Here is a 17,410-nt window from a genome sequence, read left to right as displayed (position 1 = left end):
GCTCAGTTCACCGCCTGCCAGATGCAGCAGGCCACAGGGAGAAACTATGACGCGCGTCAACCTCATTACCGGCTTTCTCGGCAGCGGCAAAACCACCACGCTGCTGCATCTGCTCGCCCATAAACCGGCCAATGAGAAATGGGCGATTCTGGTCAATGAGTTTGGCGAGGTGGGCATTGATGGTGCCCTGCTGGCCAACCGCGGCGCGGCGCTAAAAGAGATACCCGGCGGCTGCATGTGCTGCGTTAACGGCCTGCCGCTGCAGGTCGGACTCAATATGCTGCTGAAGCAGACAAAGCCCGATCGTCTGATCATCGAACCTACCGGCCTCGGCCATCCCAAACAGTTACTTAGCATGCTTCGCGCTGCGGTGTATCAGCCGTGGATAACAGTGGATGCGACGCTGACCCTGCTCGATCCACGCCAGCTTGCCGATGCGCGCGTGGCCGCAAACGAAAATTTTCGCGATCAGCTCGCTGCCGCTGACATTATTGTCGCCAGTAAAAGCGATCGGTGGCAGCCGGAAGATCGCCAGCGTCTGGCGGACTGGCAGCGGGATAACCTGGGTGACCGCCTGCTGACAGAAACCGCATGGGGTAAAATCGACCCGGCCCTGCTGACACAGCCGGCACAGATTGATCGCCCGCTTCCTGACGCGGTCCACCATCCCCACAGCTCGCGCCAGCAGGGTCTGGCGGCGCTGAAACTCGAAGGCCAGGCGCGCTGGCGGCGTGCGTTAAACGAAGGTCAGGGCTATGCTTCCTGCGGCTGGATTTTCGATGAAGAGACACAGTTTGATACCATTCCGCTGCTGGAGTGGGCGCGACATGCGCCGGTTGATCGGGTAAAAGGCGTGCTGCGTACGCCGGATGGTCTGGTGAACGTGAACCGACAGGGTGACGATCTGTTTATTGAAACCCGCCCGGTTACCCCGCCTGATAGCCGTATTGAACTGATCCATCATCAGCCAGCCGACTGGAATGCGCTGCAGACCTCGCTGTTGAAGATTCGTTTAAATTAATTGCGCTAGGTTTGCCTGTTATTTTACTTTTTGGGTGTCACTTTTTATGCGCGCAACACGTCTTGTCACTATCCTGCTGCTGAATGCACTGGGTGTGATGCTGTTTCTCTCCTGGTACCTGCCCGCTAATCACGGTTTCTGGTTCGCTGTCGATAAAGGGATCTTTTTCAGCTTTAACGATCTGATGGTCGATCACCACGCGTTTGCCGTGCTGGTAGCGATAACCAACTATCGCGGGTTTGATGCGGTTTCCCTGCTGGCGATGGGGCTGCTTTACCTCGCGTTCTGGCGACGCGAAACGCCGGAAGGACGCCGGCGCATGCTGGCTATCGGGATCACCATGCTGCTGACGGCCGTTGTATTAAATCAGCTGGGCCATCTGCTGCCGGTGAAACACGCCAGCCCGACGCTGTTTTTTGATAATGTTCATCGCGTCAGCGAACTCACCGGCATTCCCGCAAAAGATGCCTCGCGCGATAGCTTTCCTGGCGACCACGGCATGATGCTGATTATTTTTGCCTGCTTTATGTGGCGCTATTTTGGCTTCCGGGCATTTTTAACCGGCGTGCTGATTGTGGTGCTGTTTGCTCTGCCGCGCATAATGGCCGGTGCCCACTGGTTTACCGATATTGCCGTGGGTTCGCTGTCGGTAATATTAGCTGGTTTAAGCTGGTGGCTATTAACGCCCGCCAGCGACAAACTGGTGACGTGGCTATATCGCACGCTGCCTGGCAAATATAAGCCACGCGCGTAATTGTTTAGCGCAGGTAACCGGAGAGCAAAAAGTGACCCGCCTGCGCTTATTTAATGCTTTAAAAAACTATTAGCGACCTAACAGTTTGCCATCAAAAGAAAACATGATGGCAAACAAGCCTTAACATTTTCTCTTGTTATCCCCTGTCCAGTCAGAACCCGCTGAAAATCAGCATTAACGCCGGAATTGCCCGCTTAAGCGGCGGCTTATTTGCGCATTAATTACGCCCACCTGGTGATAAAGTAGCCGTTCAGTGAATGTTTTAATTTACATCAAAAAAACCTATAGAAATTTATATAAAACCACTCGCCACGCGGTCTGTAATCAGTTAACCTCAAGCTCGATTACCCTGGTGCAGCATAAAATGTGGTGGCAAACCGAGCGAAAAATGTGTCCATTAACACATTTTAGTAATTAAGGATTTGTCTTAGACCGCGGTACTTATTAATCTCAACCCGTTTTGTCATCTGGCTGGCGACATTCTGTCGTAAGGACATCGAAGGAACACACGTATAATGGTCAAGTCTCAACCAATTCTGAGATACCTCAGGCGGATTATTCCCGCGGTAGTATTAGCCACACTTTTATCAGCATGTAGTAGCAGCCATAACGGCCAGAATGCGAAAAACGAGAATCATGAAGTTAACAACCACAATGGTTTTTTACTTCAGGCGTCTCAGGACGAATTTGAACAAATGGTGCAGAATGTGGACATCAAGTCCCGCATCATGGAACAGTACAGCGACTGGAAAGGTGTCCGCTATCGCTTAGGCGGTGATACCAAACGTGGCATCGACTGTTCTGCTTTTGTTCAGCGCACCTTTCGCGACCAGTTTGGTCTGGAGCTGCCCCGCTCAACGTATGAGCAGCAGGACACGGGCAAAGGGATTTCACGCGGTAAACTGCGTCCGGGTGATTTAGTGCTGTTCCGTGCCGGCTCTACCGGACGACACGTTGGCATTTATCTGGGCAATGATAATTTTGTTCATGCCTCTACCAGCAGCGGCGTAATGATTTCAAATCTTAATGACAGCTACTGGAAGACACGCTACCGCGAAGCACGACGGGTTCTGGCTAAAAATCCAAGCTGAGCCCTTTTCTCCGATGATTCTCTCAGCCAGAGAAAACAGAAACGCTGCCCCGGCAGCGTTTTTTTATTGCGGATAAACACCCCGCTAAAATCCGGTTGGTAATCAGAAATATAACAAGACTTTCTTTGCATCCTCGTTATATTCTCACTGCCTATCCAGTGCAGCCGTATACGGTTTTACTTACATGGCAATATCAGGAACATTGACACCATGCCTCTGTCGCGGACGCTGAAACCGCACGCTACGCATACGCGCCGTCTGTTCCGGAAGAGTGCGCTGGCAGGTATGGTTTCGTTTATTCTTTTCATCAGCATCCTGCTGTCGCTGACCTGGCATAAACGCCAGCAGCAGCATGAGCTGCTGCTGCAACACAGCGTGGACGACCTGCAGCAGATGCTGTCAGTGCTGACCGATACGCTGCGTCCGCTACAGCAGTATACGCTGCTGGATTGCAACAGCGTCAGCCGTGAGCTCACCTCGCGTGCTGCCTTTGCAGATAATATCCGCGCGATTCTGCTGGTGCGGGACGGCCTCGCCTATTGCTCATCGGCCACCGGCGCCTTCAGACTGCCTGCCAGTGAGATTTCACCCGCCACCGACCTGGAAAGCGATCGCGATTTACGGCTGCTGCCGGGCACCCCGCTGCTGCCGTCGCGCCCGGCGCTGGCGCTGTGGCTCAAATATCCCGGCAGCGCAGAGAGCGGCATTATGACAACGATTAACCTCTCCCTTGCGCCCTATCAGCTGCTCGCCTCTTATTACCCTGAAATCACCGGCATGGCGCTGGTTATTGGCAATGATGCGCTGAAGAGTGACGTCAGCCACACTATTCCGCGCCGCGACCTGCCAGCCGAACTGGCTACCCTTGCGCTGCCTCAGAGTGATATTCGTTTTGTTCTTTATGGCAGCACGCTGGCAATGCGCGACTATCAAATGACGCTGCTGACGGGCGTGCTGTTTGCGCTGATGATCGGCTGCCTGACCGGCGTGCTGCTTAACCGCCGCCAGCGCCCGGCGCGCGAGATTATGCTGGCCATCAGGCGCGGGCAGTTCTATGTCGAATACCAGCCGTTAATTACGGCGCATAACGAACAACCTTATGGCGTGGAAGCCCTGCTGCGCTGGGCACATCCCATCGAAGGCGCCATCCCGCCCGATGTATTTATCAGCTATGCCGAAGCGCAAAACCTGATTATTCCGCTGACCCGGCATCTGTTTCACCTGGTGGCGCGCGACGCGCACACCCTTAGCCAGCAGCTGCCGCGCGGCACGCGTCTGAGCCTTAACCTCTCACCTCTGCATCTGGCAGCCGACAGTTTCCGTCACGACGTGCGGACATGGCTGGCCGGAATGCCGGCAGATCACTTCAGCTATGTGTTTGAGATCACTGAACGCACTATGGTGAGAGAAACGAATGCCGGAGAGGTGTTTGCCTGGCTGCATGCTAACCAGTTCAGCATTGCCATTGATGATTTCGGAACCGGACATAGCGCCCTAATCTATCTGGAAAAGTATCCTTTTGACTATCTGAAAATCGATCGGGGATTTGTTCAGAGTATCGGCACGGAGACGCTGACCTCTCCGGTACTGGACGCAGTGCTGCTGCTGGCTAAGAAGCTCAATCTGAAAACGGTGGCTGAGGGCGTGGAGACCCGCGAGCAGGCCAGCTGGCTGGTCAGCCGTGGCGTGACGCACCTGCAGGGATATCTGTTCAGCAGGCCGCTGCGGCCGGAAAAGTTAGTCAGCTACTATCAAAACTTTCCGCATTTCGGGTATGGCGATATAAATACGCTTACCGGCTAAGCTGAAGCACGGCTGTCAGCGGCCGGTGAAATCTTCTGCAATCGCCACGCCCTGATTTTTCAGGCAGCAGCTGGCGGCACTTTCGTTAATCCGCTGGATCAGCAGACAGGGATGCCCTTCACAACGGGCGATTTTGCACTCTACCTGGATTTGCGCCAGCGTTTCGCGCAGCTGATGCAGAATATCCAGCGCCAGCGACCCTTCATGGCTCAGCAGTCTCAGCGCAACCAGATCTTCATCATTAATGCCGCTGGTGGTTTCCAGCAGTTCAATCTCGCCTATCTGATCTGCAGACCAGCGATAAAGCTGTGGCAGACGATGCACAACAGAGAGTTGCAGCATAGGGTTCCCCAAAGATATTGATCCTGTTTCCCGCCAGAGCCCGCATGCTCATAGCCGGAAATCCCACCTCAAATCAAAAAACGGATGTCAGTGATGACCTTCGCGTTTTAAATACAAAACCATCGAAAAAAAGCGTTATTTGCGAGCGTTCTCGCAGTCAGGCCTATGTTTACCGCGATCGTCAGATACAGACAACCAGTTTATACGCATTAGCGTTACTTTTTTGTCTAAAAATTTTCACATCATGGAAACATTAAGCATAACGAATAGCTGGCGATTCGCGAGCCGCGTTCTCTTTTTTTGCCTGAGGAGGGGAAATACGCCAGGATCGCATAAATACGCCAGGGCCGCATAAATGCGGCCCCTACAGGGGATAGAGCACCACATAAATGTAGGGGCCGCATTTATGCGGCCCTGGGCGGTATGGGGCGCCGCATTTATGCGGCCCCTGAGGGATTAAGTGGTTTTGCGCGGGCGGGCAGCGTAACTAAACAGGATCAGGGAAAGAGTGGCGCACAGTGCAATTGTTGCCACCATTGGCCATGCGCTGTTCATGCTGACCAGCGACAGCAGCGCACCCACCAGGCCGCCAACGCCAAAGCGCAGCGTGCCTGCCAGCGACGAGGCGGTTCCCGCCATGTGCGGAAACTCATCGAGTACAATTGCCATGGCGTTAGAGGAGACGATAGAAACACAGCCGATAAACATCGCTACGCCCAGCACCAGCGGCAGAAAGCCGAGCTGCAGCGCGCTGACAATCAGCAGCCAGAGGCCCATGGCAAACTGAATGGTCAGTCCCAGGCGAAACATCTTCAGCGGGCCAAAACGGCGCACCGCACGGCTGTTAATCAGCGTCATCACAAAAAGAAAGATGATATTCAGGCCGAAATAGTAGCCAAAATCCTGCGGCGAGACGTGATTGACTTCGATATAAACAAAGGGACCGGCGTTGAGAAACGCAAATAAACCGGCAAACGAGAAGCCGCTGGCCAGCATATAGCCGAACACCCGCTTATGGCGTACCAGCGCTACAAAATTGCCCAGCATGGTACGCAGATGAAAGCGCTGACGCTGTTCCGGCTTCAGCGTCTCCCGCACCTGTGTCACCACCAGCACGGTGGTGATCAGCGCGGCAATCGCCAGCGCCCAGAAGATTGCGTGCCAGCTCCAGATAAGCAGCAGCCACCCACCCAGCACCGGTGCCACCAGCGGTGCGATGGTCGTGATCAGCAGCACAAACGACATCATGCGCGAAAAGTCCTCTTTTGAATAACTGTCGCGCATCAGGGCGTTAATAACCACGCTGGCAGCAGCAGCAGAGAGACCATGCAGAAAGCGCATCAGGATCAGCTGATCAATAGAGCCGGAGAGTGCGCAGGCGGCGGCGGCACAGGCGAAAATCAGCGTGCCCAGCACAATGACCGGCTTGCGGCCATAGCTGTCGGCCAGCGGACCATACACCAGCTGCCCGATAGCAAATCCCAGAATGTAGAGATTCAGCGTCATCTGCACGCTGCCCGCGGACACGGCAAACTCGCGGGCAATCTGCGGCATAGCGGGCAGATACATATCAATGGAGAGCGGCATCAGCATCGCCAGCAATCCCAGAATCACCACTAATCCCGCCGGGGAGTTTTTCTCCTTGCGCACCCTTTACTCCGTTATTTGTGCTGTTTCAGTTCGTCTGGCAGCCCGATGCTGTCAATCTCTTCCGGGGTCAGTGCGCGATATTCACCCTCTTCCAGCACCTCATCCAGTACAATCGTGCCGATGCTCTCACGATGGAGCGCAACCACATGATTTCCCATCGCGGCAAACATGCGCTTCACCTGGTGATAACGGCCTTCGCCGATCGTCAGTCGCGCTGCTTTCTCATCGAGGATCTCCAGCCGGGCAGGCCTGGTCAGCGTCTTCTCATTGTGCAGCTGGATACCGGCAGCAAATGTCTCCACCAGCGCCGGATCGAGTGGCGCTTCCACCTCTACCAGATAGGTTTTCTCTAAATGATGACGCGGCGAGGTGATGCGATGCGACCACTGACCATCATCCGTCAGCAGCACCAGACCGGTGGTATCAATATCGAGTCGCCCGGCGGCGTGCAGCTTATAAGCTGACGGCTCCTCAATAAAATAGAGGATAGTGGGATGATCGGGATCGTCTGTAGAGCAGACATAGCCCTGCGGCTTGTTCAGCATAAAGTAGCGCGGTCCCTGCTGAACCACCAGCGGGTTGCCATCATAGGCAATATCATCTTCCGGCATCACTTTGTACGAGGTATCGCGCACAATTTCGCCATTGATGGTGATCTTTCTGGCGCGAATTTCGCGGCCAGCGATAGCACGGCTAACTTCCAGTTGCTGAGATATGAATTTGTCGAGTCGCATGAATTCGCTTTGCCTGTTACTGCGGGGGAAAAACTGAAACGGTGCCTGTGCACGGAATACGTCCGCCGGGTTAACCGTTAAAAAAGTGCGGGCAGTATAGCCTGAAGCTTTGCCTGCTAATAGTGCCGATCCTGCGTTTCATCCGCTTACATGGCATAATATGCCTCTGATCCAGAAAAAAGTTTATGCTGATGGCCTTTACACTTCGTCCCTATCAACAGGAAGCGGTTGATGCAACCGTCGCACACTTCCGGCGCCATACCACGCCGGCAATGATTGTGCTGCCCACCGGTGCCGGTAAAAGCCTGGTGATTGCTGAACTGGCGCGGCTGGCGCGTGGCCGGGTGCTGGTGCTGGCGCACGTCAAAGAGCTGGTCGAGCAGAACCACAGCAAGTATCAGGCTTACGGGCTGGAGGCGGATATTTTTGCGGCCGGCCTGCAGCGCAGGCAGAGCGACGGCAAAGTGGTCTTTGGCAGCGTACAGTCCGTGGCGCGTAATCTTGATCGCTTCGACAGCGCATTTTCACTGGTGATTGTCGATGAGTGTCATCGTATCAGCGACAATGAGGAAAGCCAGTATCAGCAGCTGTTCAGCCACCTGCGCCAGCATAATCCGCAGCTGCGCCTGCTGGGGCTGACCGCGACGCCGTTCCGGCTGGGTAAAGGCTGGATCTATCAGTTCCACTATCACGGCATGGTACGCGGCGATGAAAAAGCGCTGTTTCGCGACTGCATCTACGAGTTGCCGTTGCGCTATATGATCAAACACGGTTTTCTGGTGCCGCCGGAACGTCTTGATATGCCGGTGGTACAGTACGATTTCAGCCGGCTGGTGCCGCAAAACAGCGGCCTGTTCAGCGAAGCCGATCTCAACCGTGAACTGAAACAGCAGCAGCGCGTCACGCCACAGATTATCCGCCAGATCGTTGAGTTTGCCGACGATCGGCGCGGCGTAATGATTTTCGCCGCCACGGTTGAACACGCGCGTGAGATATTATCATTGCTGCCGGAGAACAGTGCTCTGGTATCGGCCGAAACCGCGGTTAAAGAGCGCGACCGGCTGATTCAGCAGTTTAAAGCGCAGCAGCTGAAGTTTCTGGTTAACGTGGCGGTTCTGACCACCGGTTTTGATGCACCACACGTGGATCTCATCGCGATTCTGCGCCCGACTGAATCCGTCAGCCTCTATCAGCAGATAGTCGGACGCGGACTGCGCCTGGCGCCGGATAAACGCGACTGCCTGATCCTCGACTACGCCGGTAATCCGCACGATCTCTTTACGCCGGAAGTGGGTGCGCCAAAAGGCGCCAGTGACAATCAACCGGTGCAGGTGTTCTGCCCCGCCTGCGGGTTTGCTAATACCTTCTGGGGCAAAGCCACTGAAGACGGACAGGTGATTGAACATTTTGGCCGCCGCTGCCAGGGCATTCTGGAGGATGATGAAGGCGGACGTGAGCAGTGCGATTTTCGCTTTCGCTTTAAAAGCTGCCCTGACTGCGGCGCTGAAAATGATATCGCCGCACGGCGCTGCCAGCAGTGCGACAATATATTAGTCGACCCCGATGACATGCTGAAAGCGGCGCTGAAGCTGAAAGATGCGCGGGTGCTGCGCTGCAGCGGTATGACGCTGGCGCATGGCCGTGATGACAAGGGAGAATGGCTGAAAGCCACCTATTACGATGAGGATGGCAGCGACGTCAGCGAACGCTTCCGGCTGCAGACACCCGCACAGCGGAAGGCGTTTGAGCAGCTGTTTATGCGGCCGCATCAGCGCGCGCCCGGCGTGGAGCTGGGCTGGCAGCAGGCGGCCGATGTGGTCGCGCTGCAGCCGCTGCTGCGTCATCCTGACTTCGTGGTAGCGCGTGCCCGGGGACAGTTCTGGCAGGTGCGGGAGAAAGTGTTTGATTACCAGGGGCGCTTCCGCCGCGCCAATGAGCTGCGCTAGATGGCAGAATCATTTGCCCCCCTGCCCCGATCCGGCTATAATCCCGCCCGCTTTTGCATCCGCACAAGCGTTTGAATAACCGTCCTGTTGCTGGGTCGCCTGTAGCAGGAATTATTGAAGAGAAATAATGATGTTCACTATCAACGCAGAAGTACGTAAAGAGCAGGGTAAGGGTGCGAGCCGCCGCCTGCGCACAGCTAACAAGTTCCCGGCTATCATCTATGGCGGAAATGAAGCTGCAGTTTCTATCGAACTGGATCACGACTCCGTGATGAACATGCAGGTTAAGCCTGAGTTCTACACCGATGTGCTGACGCTGGTTGTTGACGGTAAAGAAACGAAGGTTAAAGTTCAGGCTGTTCAGCGTCACCCGTTCAAGCCAAAACTGCACCACATCGACTTCGTTCGCGCGTAATCGCAGACGACATCGGGAAAAACGCCGCTTTTGCGGCGTTTTTTTATGCCGGTGATTTACTTCCCGCCGGTGCGACGCTGCAGCTGATCGCGCAAATTAGGCGGTGTGCCTTTAATGGTCAGGGTATCGGTTGCCGGATCCCAGAAGATACGCTCGCCAAGCAGCAGCGCATCAAAATTCAGCGTTAACCCGCCACCGCTGCCGGAAAATTTAGTCAGCTGGCGCAGCGTGCTGCGGTCAGCCGGAAAGTGCTCCTCCAGCTCATAGCCCTGCTCCTGCGTAAACGCCTGAAAGCTTTTCTCACCCAGAGGTGGTAACTCCTGTGAGAGATCGTCCAGCGCAATCTCCTCACCCGCCTGCAGCTGTTCGTTACAGTAGCTGTAAACCTGCTGACGATAGTTCTGCCGCTCGTTCTTATCCAGATTTGACTCAGCGCAGTAATCATCGACCGCCTGCAGCAGGCCGCGGTTCTGCGCCTTAGTGTCGAGGCCCACGCTGGCGCCGAGAAAATCCATAAAGAAGTCAGCAACCTTGCGTCCGACGCGTCCCCGCAGAAAAGTAAGATAGCGCGTTGATTCCGGGTTGGTTTCCCACTCGGTAAGATCGATGCGCGCCACAATATCGGCGTGATTGATGTCAAGATAGTGCGTACTGCTGATATCCAGCTGTTCATTAACGCGCATGCTGGACTGACTGTTCAGCACCGCAACCAGCAGATACTCTACCGCCAGATAGCGGTAGTGCATAAACAGCACCACGCCACCGTCAGCAAACGGGTATTTACTCAGCTCATCGCGGAGACGGCCGGTGGCAGCACGGCTGAATGCCAGGAAGTTATCCTGCCCGCGACGGCAGTTGCGCAGCGCGTCGGCCAGTTCGCTGTCTTCATTGAACAGACCATAGGCTTTGCTTTTAGCACTGTAAACGCGATGCAGCTCTTCAGCCATGCTGCTTACCGCCTGCGTAACCGGCAGCAGCGTATCGCGCAGTACCAGCTCCAGCTGGTTCTCGTCGCGTTTGATTAACTGATGCAGGGCAATCTGGTCAATATCCAGACTCATGATAGACTCTCCTTTAAACTCAGGGGCGTATTCAATCACCGCCCGCTGCCGCTTTCAACTGCGCGCACAAACTGATCGCTCTGCCTGCGATAAAAGTGCGGAAAAAAGCACATGGTTACGGTACTATACCGGCTTTTCACACTTGATTAGTCGACGATATGCCACAATCATCCCGTTATAGCGACGAGCGCGTTGAGCAGCTTCTCGCACAGCTGGCGCAGGTTCTTGAAAAAGACAAAGCGCCTCTCGATCTTTCCCTGATGGTTCTGGGAAACATGGTCACCAATTTGATCAACTCCGATATCGCACCAGCCCAGCGCCGCAGCCTGGCCCGGTCATTTGCGGAAGCGTTGCAGTCTTCCGTGCGCGATGATAACGCTCATTAATTTGCAGATCTGATCCCTATATATGGTAACCAACCGGCAGCGCTACCGTGAAAAAGTCTCCCAGATGATTAGCTGGGGGCACTGGTTCGCGCTGTTTAATATCCTGTTTGCGCTGGCTCTCGGCAGCCGCTACCTGTTGGTCGCTGACTGGCCCTCCTCACTGGCGGGCCGGATTTACGCTTTTACCAGCTGGATGGGGCATTTCAGCTTTATCGTTTTTGCCGCCTATCTGCTGATCATCTTCCCGCTTACCTTTGTGGTGATGTCGCAGCGTCTGCTGCGGGTACTCTCCGCGATCGTTGCCACCGCCGGGCTGACGCTGATCATGGTCGACGGCGCCGTGTTCAACCGCTTTCACCTCCACCTTAATCCGGTGGTCTGGGAGCTGGTGGTTAACCCCGATCAAAGCGAGATGGCGCGTGACTGGCAGCTGATGTTTATCAGCGTGCCGGGCATTTTTCTGGTGGAGATGCTGTTTGCCACCTGGAGCTGGCAAAAACTGCGCAGTCTTAACCGGCGCTCATTTGGCAAGCCGCTCGCTGCGCTGTTTATCAGCGCCTTTTTTGCCAGTCATCTGCTCTACATCTGGGCCGATGCGAATTTCTACCGCCCTGTCACCATGCAGCGCGCCAATCTGCCGCTCTCTTATCCCATGACGGCACGCCGCTTTCTGGAGCGTCACGGTCTGCTGGATGCGCAGGAGTATCAGCGCCGTCTGGTGCAGCAGGGCAATCCTGAAGCGCTGTCGGTGCAGTATCCGCTAAGTGATATTACCTTCCGTGATGGCGGAACGGGTCACAATCTGCTGGTGCTGACCATTGATGGCGTAAATAACGCCACTATGGACAGCGCGCTGCCATCGCTGAAGCAGTTTGCTGCAGAGAATGTCCGTTTTACCCGGCACTACAGCGCCGGCGTACAGCCGGAAAAAGGCGTGTTTGGCCTGTTTTACGGCATCTCTTCCAGCTATATGGATGGCGTGCTGGCATCGCGCATTCCGTCGGCGCTGCTGAACGCACTGAACGCACAGGGCTACCAGTTTGGCCTGTTCTCCTCCGATGGGTTTAATCAGCCGCTCTACCGTCAGGCGCTGCTGGCGGACTATACGCTGCCGGAAGCGGCGTCGCAGCCTAACAGCCAGACGGTCTCACAGTGGCAAAACTGGCTCAATGGTCAGAAAAGCAGCCGCTCTCCCTGGTTTTCCTGGGTAGCGCTGAACGGTATAACGGCCAGCGGCGACAGCACGAAAGCGCGTCAGCGCAGCTATATGCGCCAGGCGGGCAGCGTGGATGAGCAGATTGCTGCAGTACTGACCACGTTGCAGCAGCGCGACCTGCTGAAAAATACGGTGGTGGTGATCACCGCTCAGCGTGCGGTAACCTTTAATAACAGCGATAACCCGGGCAACCGTGCGATGCTGCAGATTCCGCTGGTGGTGCACTGGCCCAACACGCCTGCACAGACGATCGATCGCCTGACCGATCAGCAGGATGTGATGGCAACGCTGATGCAGCGTCTGCTGCACGTGCGCACCAGCCCGGTCAGCTATTCGCAGGGTGAAGATCTGTTTGCCGCTCAGCGCAGCCATAACTGGGTAGCCAGCAGTGAAGATGGCAAACTGGTGATCACCACGCCATCGGTAACGCTGATGCTGAATAACAGCGGCAGCTATACCGCATGGGATGCCAGCGGTCGCGAGCTGAAAGATCATAAGCCGCAGCTGGCGCTGCTGCTGCAGGTGCTGACGGAAGAGAAGCGCTTTACGGCAAACTGATTAAATATGAGGCAGTTAACGCTGGCGCATCTTGCAATCGTCTGGGGAATCAGTAGTATGGTTTTCCACGTTCGGCACGTAGCGCAGCCTGGTAGCGCACTGTCATGGGGTGTCAGGGGTCGGAGGTTCAAATCCTCTCGTGCCGACCAAATTATCCCGTAAAAAAGCAGCCTTCATGGCTGCTTTTTTATTGCCTGTCCGGCGCACTATCGATACGTACCCTTTTTTCTCAAACTCTCATTTTTCAGCCAGTTGCCCCTGCAACTGAGCGCGATCACATTTTGCGCCTGTCATGGTGTGCTTTCATCAAAACGCAACAAAAGTGTCATGAACATCCCCTACTCTGATGCTCTCTTTTATTTGACGGGAATCGATTATGGTCATCAAAGCAAAAAGCCTGCAGGATGCAGAAGACCTTCTGTATTCAGGCATCAGCAAAGTAGAACTGGCCTATGACATCGGCAGCGACGACTTCTTTCGTCTGGCAACGCACTGGTGCGATCGCGGTGCCCGTATTACCCGCGGCCATCAGCATTTTGTTGTACAGCTGAAAAGCTTTGCCATCCCGCCCAATCACTGACGCTGCCGCGTTCCGCCAGCCGCCTGTAACCGGCTCAATGGCCGGTTATGACTGATGTATTAGCGTTACGTTAACGACCGGTATCCGTTCGCTCAACTGCATCAAGCGTGGCCATATCGCGCTCGCGGCCGCTGAGTTCCACCAGCTGCCCGTTGCGCATCTCCAGCAGCCGATCGGCGTGAGTAAAGTAGTGATCGTCATGACTGATGGCAAACACCGTTTTACCTGACGCCTGCAGCCAGGGCAGCAGCTCGCGGTAAAAGATTCGGCGGAAATGCGGATCCTGGTCGGCCGCCCATTCGTCCAGCAGCAGAATATCCCGCTCTTCCGCGGCGGCCAGCAGCAGCGCCAGGCGCTTGCTCTGCCCTTTCGACAGCTGCAGATTCAGCACCCGGTTGCCATCAAGCTGCAGTTTCTCGCTCATTTTTAGCCGCTCCAGCCAGCGCTGAACCAGGGCCGGATCGGCCGGCTCACCGCCGTGGCCAATCAGACGGTCAAACAGATGCACATCGGTAAATACCGCTGAAAAGTGCTGCCGCCACAGATCGGGTTGCTTACTGCTTATCTCTTTACCATCCAGCAGCAGGCTGCCAGCGTGCGGCTGATAGAGGCCGGTCAGCAGCATCGCCAGCGTGGATTTACCGCTGCCGTTACCGCCAATAAGAAACAGCAGCTCGCCACGCCGCAGCGTCAGGTTGACCGGGCCCACCGCAAATCCCTGTTCGCCATAATGGAAACAGACGTCGCGCAGCTCCAGCGTTTGCCACGTGCTGACTGGCGACGGGACGCTGAAGGCAGGCTCATAAGGTGCCAGGTCGAAACGGTTGAGTTTGCGAAACGCCACCTGAGCGCTGAGCAGCGTTGGCAGCGCCCCCACGGCAGAGAGCAGCGGCGTGCGCAGAAACAGCAGCGTCAGTGAATAGGTTGCCGCCACGGCGGTGTTCGCCCAGCCAAGACCGTTTGCCATAAAAAACACAATACCGATGCCGCCCAGCATCATGATGTTAGACCAGTTAACGGCGCTGAGATGGAAGGTGTCGGCGCGCACAATATGGTGGCGATAGCGGCCCGCATTCTCCTGATAAACCGTGTCATAAATCAGTCGCGCCCGATCGCGGTTAAGCTGCAGCTCTTTACGCCCTTCGATAATGGTCTGGAAATCACGATAGAGATCGTCTTCGATATCACGCAGCTTTGCCATATGCTGATAGACGCGCGAAACCAGCAGCCAGCCGCCCACCAGCGTGATGGTCAGCCACAGCATGGTCACCAGCAGCATTTCCGGGGAGAGCCACGCGAGATAAAGCGCCGAACCCAGGGTGATAATAATGCCCTGAATCAGCTCCGGCAGCCGGACAAACGCGATGGTAATGGCACGCACATCGCTGGTCAGCCCCGCCAGCAGCTGAGCGCTGCCCAGCTGTTCAATGCGCTCAACGCTGGTATCGAGGATACGCTTGATAAATTCGCCCCGCAGCCGCCAGACAAAATGGTGTCCCAGCTGCGTCAGCGCCAGCTGTGAAGCGAGCGTGACCGCCATCAGCAGAAACAGCTGACCGAGAAACGCCGGCAGCACCGTTGCGTCACTGTTGATCGCCACAATCAGCTCATTGTTGATATAGGCGATGAGGCCTATTCCGAGTGCGGCACTCAGCAGCGTAAGAAGGAGCACGCCGGTAAACGGCCAGCGATACTGACGAAAAACCACCTGAAGCAATGCCATCACTCTGTTCCAAAGGTCAAAAAAATGCTGCCTGCAGTTTAATGCCCCCTCAGATGATAGCAAGAATAATTCTCATTCCCTGTTGCATCAGTGTGCCCGGCGAAAGGTCAGATTATAGCGAACGGCACCCGCCTCAGGATGTACACCGGGTTTGAGCGGCAGAATACCGTGATAGCGCAGCCGCGACGGGCCACCCCATACCACAATATCGCCATGCTCCAGCAGCACGCGCTGCGTGGCGTCACCGCGCGCAAACCCGCCAAACTGAAAGACCGCCGGCAGCCCCAGCGAAACAGAGACGATCGGCTGATGCAAATCGCGCTCATCTTTGTCCTGATGCAGCGACATTTTTGCACCTGGCGCATAGCGGTTGATCAGGCAGGCATCCGGCGTAAAGTGACTGAAACCCGCCTCCTGCGCACACTGCTGCGCCAGCTCACGAAACAGCGGCGGCATCGCAGGCCAGCGCTGGCCATTGCTGACATCCTGTTCACTGTAGCGGTAGCCGCGCGCGTCACTGAACCATCCCACATCACCGCAGTTGGTCATCGCCACGGACATACGGTAGCCCCCTGGCGTAATACGGTGCGTGAACGGATGCTGCGCCGCAATCGTTTCAATTGCTGCCAGTAGCGCGGGTGCATCAGCACAGGCGCGGCGGCGCAGAATGACCGCCCCCTCCGCCAGCGGCTCCTGCCACGGCGCTTCATCGCTAAACAGATCCAGCATTATTGCCTCCGGTTACGATTTATCGATAAGAAATGCCCTGAACCGGGGGGACATCCAGTGGCTGAAGCCGTCACCCTCTTTGGTGATCAGATAAACAGCCAGATGCTCTTTCAGCGCCAGCGCTTTTGCGCGTTCGGTGCCCAGCACCATCAGTCCGGTATCCCAGCCATCCGCTTCCAGCGCCGTTGTGGCAATCACCGTCGCAGAAACCAGCTTATGCTGAATGGGCCGCCCGGTTGCGGGATCGATGACGTGCGAAATGCGTTTGCCATCCAGTTCATAATAGTTGCGATAGCTGCCGGAGGTGCTGATGCCGTGCCCCTGCAGGTCAACGCGCGCCTCAACCGCGTTTTCGCGATCGGTGGGTTTCTGAATAGCCACCCGCCACGGCTGCTGGCTGGCATTGCGGCCGCGACTGAGTACAGCCCCGCCGACCGATACCAGATAGTCGGTTATTCCCTGCTGTTCCATCAGTCGCGCCAGGTGATCGGTGGCATAGCCCTCCCCCATAGTGGAGAGATCCACATAAAGGCCCGGCAGATCTTTCTGCAGCCACTGCCCGCTTACGCTCTGGATCACCCGCAGATGCGAGAGGCCGGTTTCAGCTTTGGCCGCCGCGATTGCTGCCTCATCAGGCTGATGCGCCGGTTGCCCGGCAGGCCCGAAACCCCATAAGTTCACCAGCCTGCCTGCCGTGATATCCATGGCACCCGCGGTTTTGGCACCAATGCGCAGTGAGAGAGTCACAATGTCCGCCATATCTGCACTGACGGGCTGCGGCGCTGTACCCTGGTACTGATTAAAGCGCGACAACACTGAAGTGCTTTTCCAGGTAGAGAGTTCACCGTCATCGCGATCAAGCTGCTGCTGGATGGCCTGCTGCAGCGCGCCTTTACGCTGCGGGTCGACACCGGCAAGCGTGACCCGCCAGACGGTGCCCATGGTGTTGCCCTGCAGAACCAGCGGCTCACGTTGCGGAGTGCGGTCGCAGGCCGTCAGCCCCGCCACCACCAGAGTCGTCAGCAAAATATTCCGGAAATACATCTTTTCCTCGTCTGTTACACAGAAATACAGCGTATTACAAAGCATAAGCTGCGGGTAATTTACGCTAAATCTCATTGAATTAACGCCGATCATGCTGCAGGCTTTAACACCAGGCACAATCCCTTTAAGGAGCACAGATGATGTATGTATTAATCGCCGCCCTCTCCGCCGCGCTGTTCCTGTACGGCAGTTATCGCAGCTGGCAGCACGCGCGTCAGCGTTCACTGGAAAGCTACAGCGCACGGCGACGTTAAGCCCTGCACTATTATTATCCACTCTGCACTACTTCAGGGCTGGCGCAGTGTAACAAACCCCGTTTGAGGCGTGTGACGCTGAGAGCGGCAGCATGGCATAAAT

The 17,410-nt window shown here is 55.9% G+C and carries 16 protein-coding genes and 1 tRNA gene; 10 read left to right on the top strand and 7 right to left on the bottom strand.

Annotated features, from left to right (window positions below):
• Window positions 1-46 precede the first annotated feature (46 nt).
• The 4 genes from SB719_RS00725 (at window position 47) to SB719_RS00710 (ending at window position 4,669) form a co-directional block, all read left to right on the top strand.
• A complete protein-coding gene (locus SB719_RS00725) occupies window positions 47-1,021 on the top strand; it encodes a CobW family GTP-binding protein (protein ID WP_065648867.1) in 975 nt (324 codons plus the stop codon).
• Window positions 1,022-1,067: 46 nt separating this feature from the next.
• Window positions 1,068-1,775, top strand: a complete 708-nt coding sequence (locus SB719_RS00720) for a phosphatase PAP2 family protein (protein ID WP_304233245.1) — start codon at window positions 1,068-1,070, stop codon at window positions 1,773-1,775.
• 515 nt (window positions 1,776-2,290) lie between these two features.
• Entirely contained in the window at window positions 2,291-2,866 is a 576-nt protein-coding gene (mepS, locus tag SB719_RS00715; protein ID WP_065648865.1) for a bifunctional murein DD-endopeptidase/murein LD-carboxypeptidase, read from the top strand.
• A 210-nt stretch (window positions 2,867-3,076) separates the two neighbouring features.
• Window positions 3,077-4,669, top strand: a complete 1,593-nt coding sequence (locus tag SB719_RS00710) for a cyclic di-GMP phosphodiesterase (protein WP_412158756.1) — start codon at window positions 3,077-3,079, stop codon at window positions 4,667-4,669.
• 15 nt (window positions 4,670-4,684) lie between these two features.
• Here the strand turns inward: SB719_RS00710 and SB719_RS00705 are convergent, their stop codons facing one another.
• From SB719_RS00705 to rsuA, 3 genes are all read right to left on the bottom strand, one after another.
• Window positions 4,685-5,011, bottom strand: a complete 327-nt coding sequence (locus tag SB719_RS00705; RefSeq protein WP_065648863.1) for a hypothetical protein — start codon at window positions 5,009-5,011, stop codon at window positions 4,685-4,687.
• Window positions 5,012-5,467: 456 nt separating this feature from the next.
• Complete coding sequence (locus SB719_RS00700) at window positions 5,468-6,661, bottom strand: Bcr/CflA family multidrug efflux MFS transporter (protein WP_065648862.1); 1,194 nt, start codon at window positions 6,659-6,661, stop codon at window positions 5,468-5,470.
• 11 nt (window positions 6,662-6,672) lie between these two features.
• Entirely contained in the window at window positions 6,673-7,395 is a 723-nt protein-coding gene (gene rsuA, locus SB719_RS00695) for a 16S rRNA pseudouridine(516) synthase RsuA (protein WP_314686189.1), read from the bottom strand.
• Window positions 7,396-7,586: 191 nt separating this feature from the next.
• Here rsuA and SB719_RS00690 point away from each other — a divergent pair, with 191 nt between their 5' ends.
• Together SB719_RS00690 and rplY are read left to right on the top strand one after the other, a co-directional pair.
• Window positions 7,587-9,341, top strand: a complete 1,755-nt coding sequence (locus SB719_RS00690; RefSeq protein WP_304233252.1) for a DEAD/DEAH box helicase — start codon at window positions 7,587-7,589, stop codon at window positions 9,339-9,341.
• A 130-nt stretch (window positions 9,342-9,471) separates the two neighbouring features.
• Entirely contained in the window at window positions 9,472-9,756 is a 285-nt protein-coding gene (gene rplY / locus SB719_RS00685) for a 50S ribosomal protein L25 (RefSeq protein WP_065650440.1), read from the top strand.
• A gap of 56 nt (window positions 9,757-9,812) precedes the next feature.
• On the opposite strand, the gene yejK is transcribed toward rplY, so the two are convergent.
• Window positions 9,813-10,817 (bottom strand): nucleoid-associated protein YejK, encoded by a 1,005-nt coding sequence (gene yejK, locus SB719_RS00680; protein ID WP_304233255.1) that lies wholly within the window; start codon window positions 10,815-10,817, stop codon window positions 9,813-9,815.
• Window positions 10,818-10,975: 158 nt separating this feature from the next.
• Between yejK and SB719_RS00675 the strand changes: the two genes are divergently transcribed.
• The 4 genes from SB719_RS00675 (at window position 10,976) to SB719_RS00660 (ending at window position 13,557) form a co-directional block, all read left to right on the top strand.
• A complete protein-coding gene (locus SB719_RS00675) occupies window positions 10,976-11,203 on the top strand; it encodes a YejL family protein (RefSeq protein WP_065648859.1) in 228 nt (75 codons plus the stop codon).
• A 22-nt stretch (window positions 11,204-11,225) separates the two neighbouring features.
• Entirely contained in the window at window positions 11,226-12,977 is a 1,752-nt protein-coding gene (gene yejM / locus SB719_RS00670; protein WP_314686182.1) for an LPS biosynthesis-modulating metalloenzyme YejM, read from the top strand.
• Between the two features lie 72 nt (window positions 12,978-13,049).
• A tRNA-Pro gene (locus tag SB719_RS00665) sits at window positions 13,050-13,126 on the top strand.
• A gap of 227 nt (window positions 13,127-13,353) precedes the next feature.
• Window positions 13,354-13,557, top strand: coding sequence for a hypothetical protein (locus SB719_RS00660; RefSeq protein ID WP_065648857.1), 204 nt, complete (start codon window positions 13,354-13,356; stop codon window positions 13,555-13,557).
• Between the two features lie 70 nt (window positions 13,558-13,627).
• On the opposite strand, the gene SB719_RS00655 is transcribed toward SB719_RS00660, so the two are convergent.
• The 3 genes from SB719_RS00655 to apbE form a co-directional block, all read right to left on the bottom strand.
• Entirely contained in the window at window positions 13,628-15,280 is a 1,653-nt protein-coding gene (locus tag SB719_RS00655; protein ID WP_065648856.1) for a multidrug ABC transporter permease/ATP-binding protein, read from the bottom strand.
• Between the two features lie 87 nt (window positions 15,281-15,367).
• Window positions 15,368-16,009 (bottom strand): DNA oxidative demethylase AlkB, encoded by a 642-nt coding sequence (gene alkB, locus SB719_RS00650; RefSeq protein WP_314686178.1) that lies wholly within the window; start codon window positions 16,007-16,009, stop codon window positions 15,368-15,370.
• Window positions 16,010-16,021: 12 nt separating this feature from the next.
• The gene (gene apbE / locus SB719_RS00645; RefSeq protein ID WP_304233269.1) at window positions 16,022-17,053 is read right to left on the bottom strand and encodes an FAD:protein FMN transferase ApbE; all 1,032 of its coding nucleotides are present in this window, start codon (window positions 17,051-17,053) and stop codon (window positions 16,022-16,024) included.
• Between the last annotated feature and the right edge of the window lie 357 nt (window positions 17,054-17,410).

The sequence above is a fragment of the Pantoea sp. SIMBA_079 genome, from assembly GCF_046940275.1.
GTDB classification, from domain to species: Bacteria; Pseudomonadota; Gammaproteobacteria; order Enterobacterales; family Enterobacteriaceae; genus Pantoea; species Pantoea borealis.
Note: the sequence above shows the minus strand (reverse complement) of the source record. Positions and strands in the feature narration are given on the sequence as shown.

Excerpts from the sequence above, each read along its gene's own strand:
- SB719_RS00725 (WP_065648867.1), top strand. The coding sequence starts at position 47 with ATGACGCGCGTCAACCTCATTACCGGCTTTCTCGGCAGCGGCAAAACC.
- SB719_RS00720 (WP_304233245.1), top strand. The coding sequence starts at position 1,068 with ATGCGCGCAACACGTCTTGTCACTATCCTGCTGCTGAATGCACTGGGT.
- mepS (WP_065648865.1), top strand. The coding sequence starts at position 2,291 with ATGGTCAAGTCTCAACCAATTCTGAGATACCTCAGGCGGATTATTCCC.
- SB719_RS00710 (WP_412158756.1), top strand. The coding sequence starts at position 3,077 with ATGCCTCTGTCGCGGACGCTGAAACCGCACGCTACGCATACGCGCCGT.
- SB719_RS00705 (WP_065648863.1), bottom strand. The coding sequence starts at position 5,011 with ATGCTGCAACTCTCTGTTGTGCATCGTCTGCCACAGCTTTATCGCTGG.
- rsuA (WP_314686189.1), bottom strand. The coding sequence starts at position 7,395 with ATGCGACTCGACAAATTCATATCTCAGCAACTGGAAGTTAGCCGTGCT.
- SB719_RS00690 (WP_304233252.1), top strand. The coding sequence starts at position 7,587 with ATGGCCTTTACACTTCGTCCCTATCAACAGGAAGCGGTTGATGCAACC.
- rplY (WP_065650440.1), top strand. The coding sequence starts at position 9,472 with ATGTTCACTATCAACGCAGAAGTACGTAAAGAGCAGGGTAAGGGTGCG.
- yejK (WP_304233255.1), bottom strand. The coding sequence starts at position 10,817 with ATGAGTCTGGATATTGACCAGATTGCCCTGCATCAGTTAATCAAACGC.
- SB719_RS00675 (WP_065648859.1), top strand. The coding sequence starts at position 10,976 with ATGCCACAATCATCCCGTTATAGCGACGAGCGCGTTGAGCAGCTTCTC.
- yejM (WP_314686182.1), top strand. The coding sequence starts at position 11,226 with ATGGTAACCAACCGGCAGCGCTACCGTGAAAAAGTCTCCCAGATGATT.
- SB719_RS00660 (WP_065648857.1), top strand. The coding sequence starts at position 13,354 with ATGGTCATCAAAGCAAAAAGCCTGCAGGATGCAGAAGACCTTCTGTAT.
- SB719_RS00655 (WP_065648856.1), bottom strand. The coding sequence starts at position 15,280 with ATGGCATTGCTTCAGGTGGTTTTTCGTCAGTATCGCTGGCCGTTTACC.
- alkB (WP_314686178.1), bottom strand. The coding sequence starts at position 16,009 with ATGCTGGATCTGTTTAGCGATGAAGCGCCGTGGCAGGAGCCGCTGGCG.
- apbE (WP_304233269.1), bottom strand. The coding sequence starts at position 17,053 with ATGTATTTCCGGAATATTTTGCTGACGACTCTGGTGGTGGCGGGGCTG.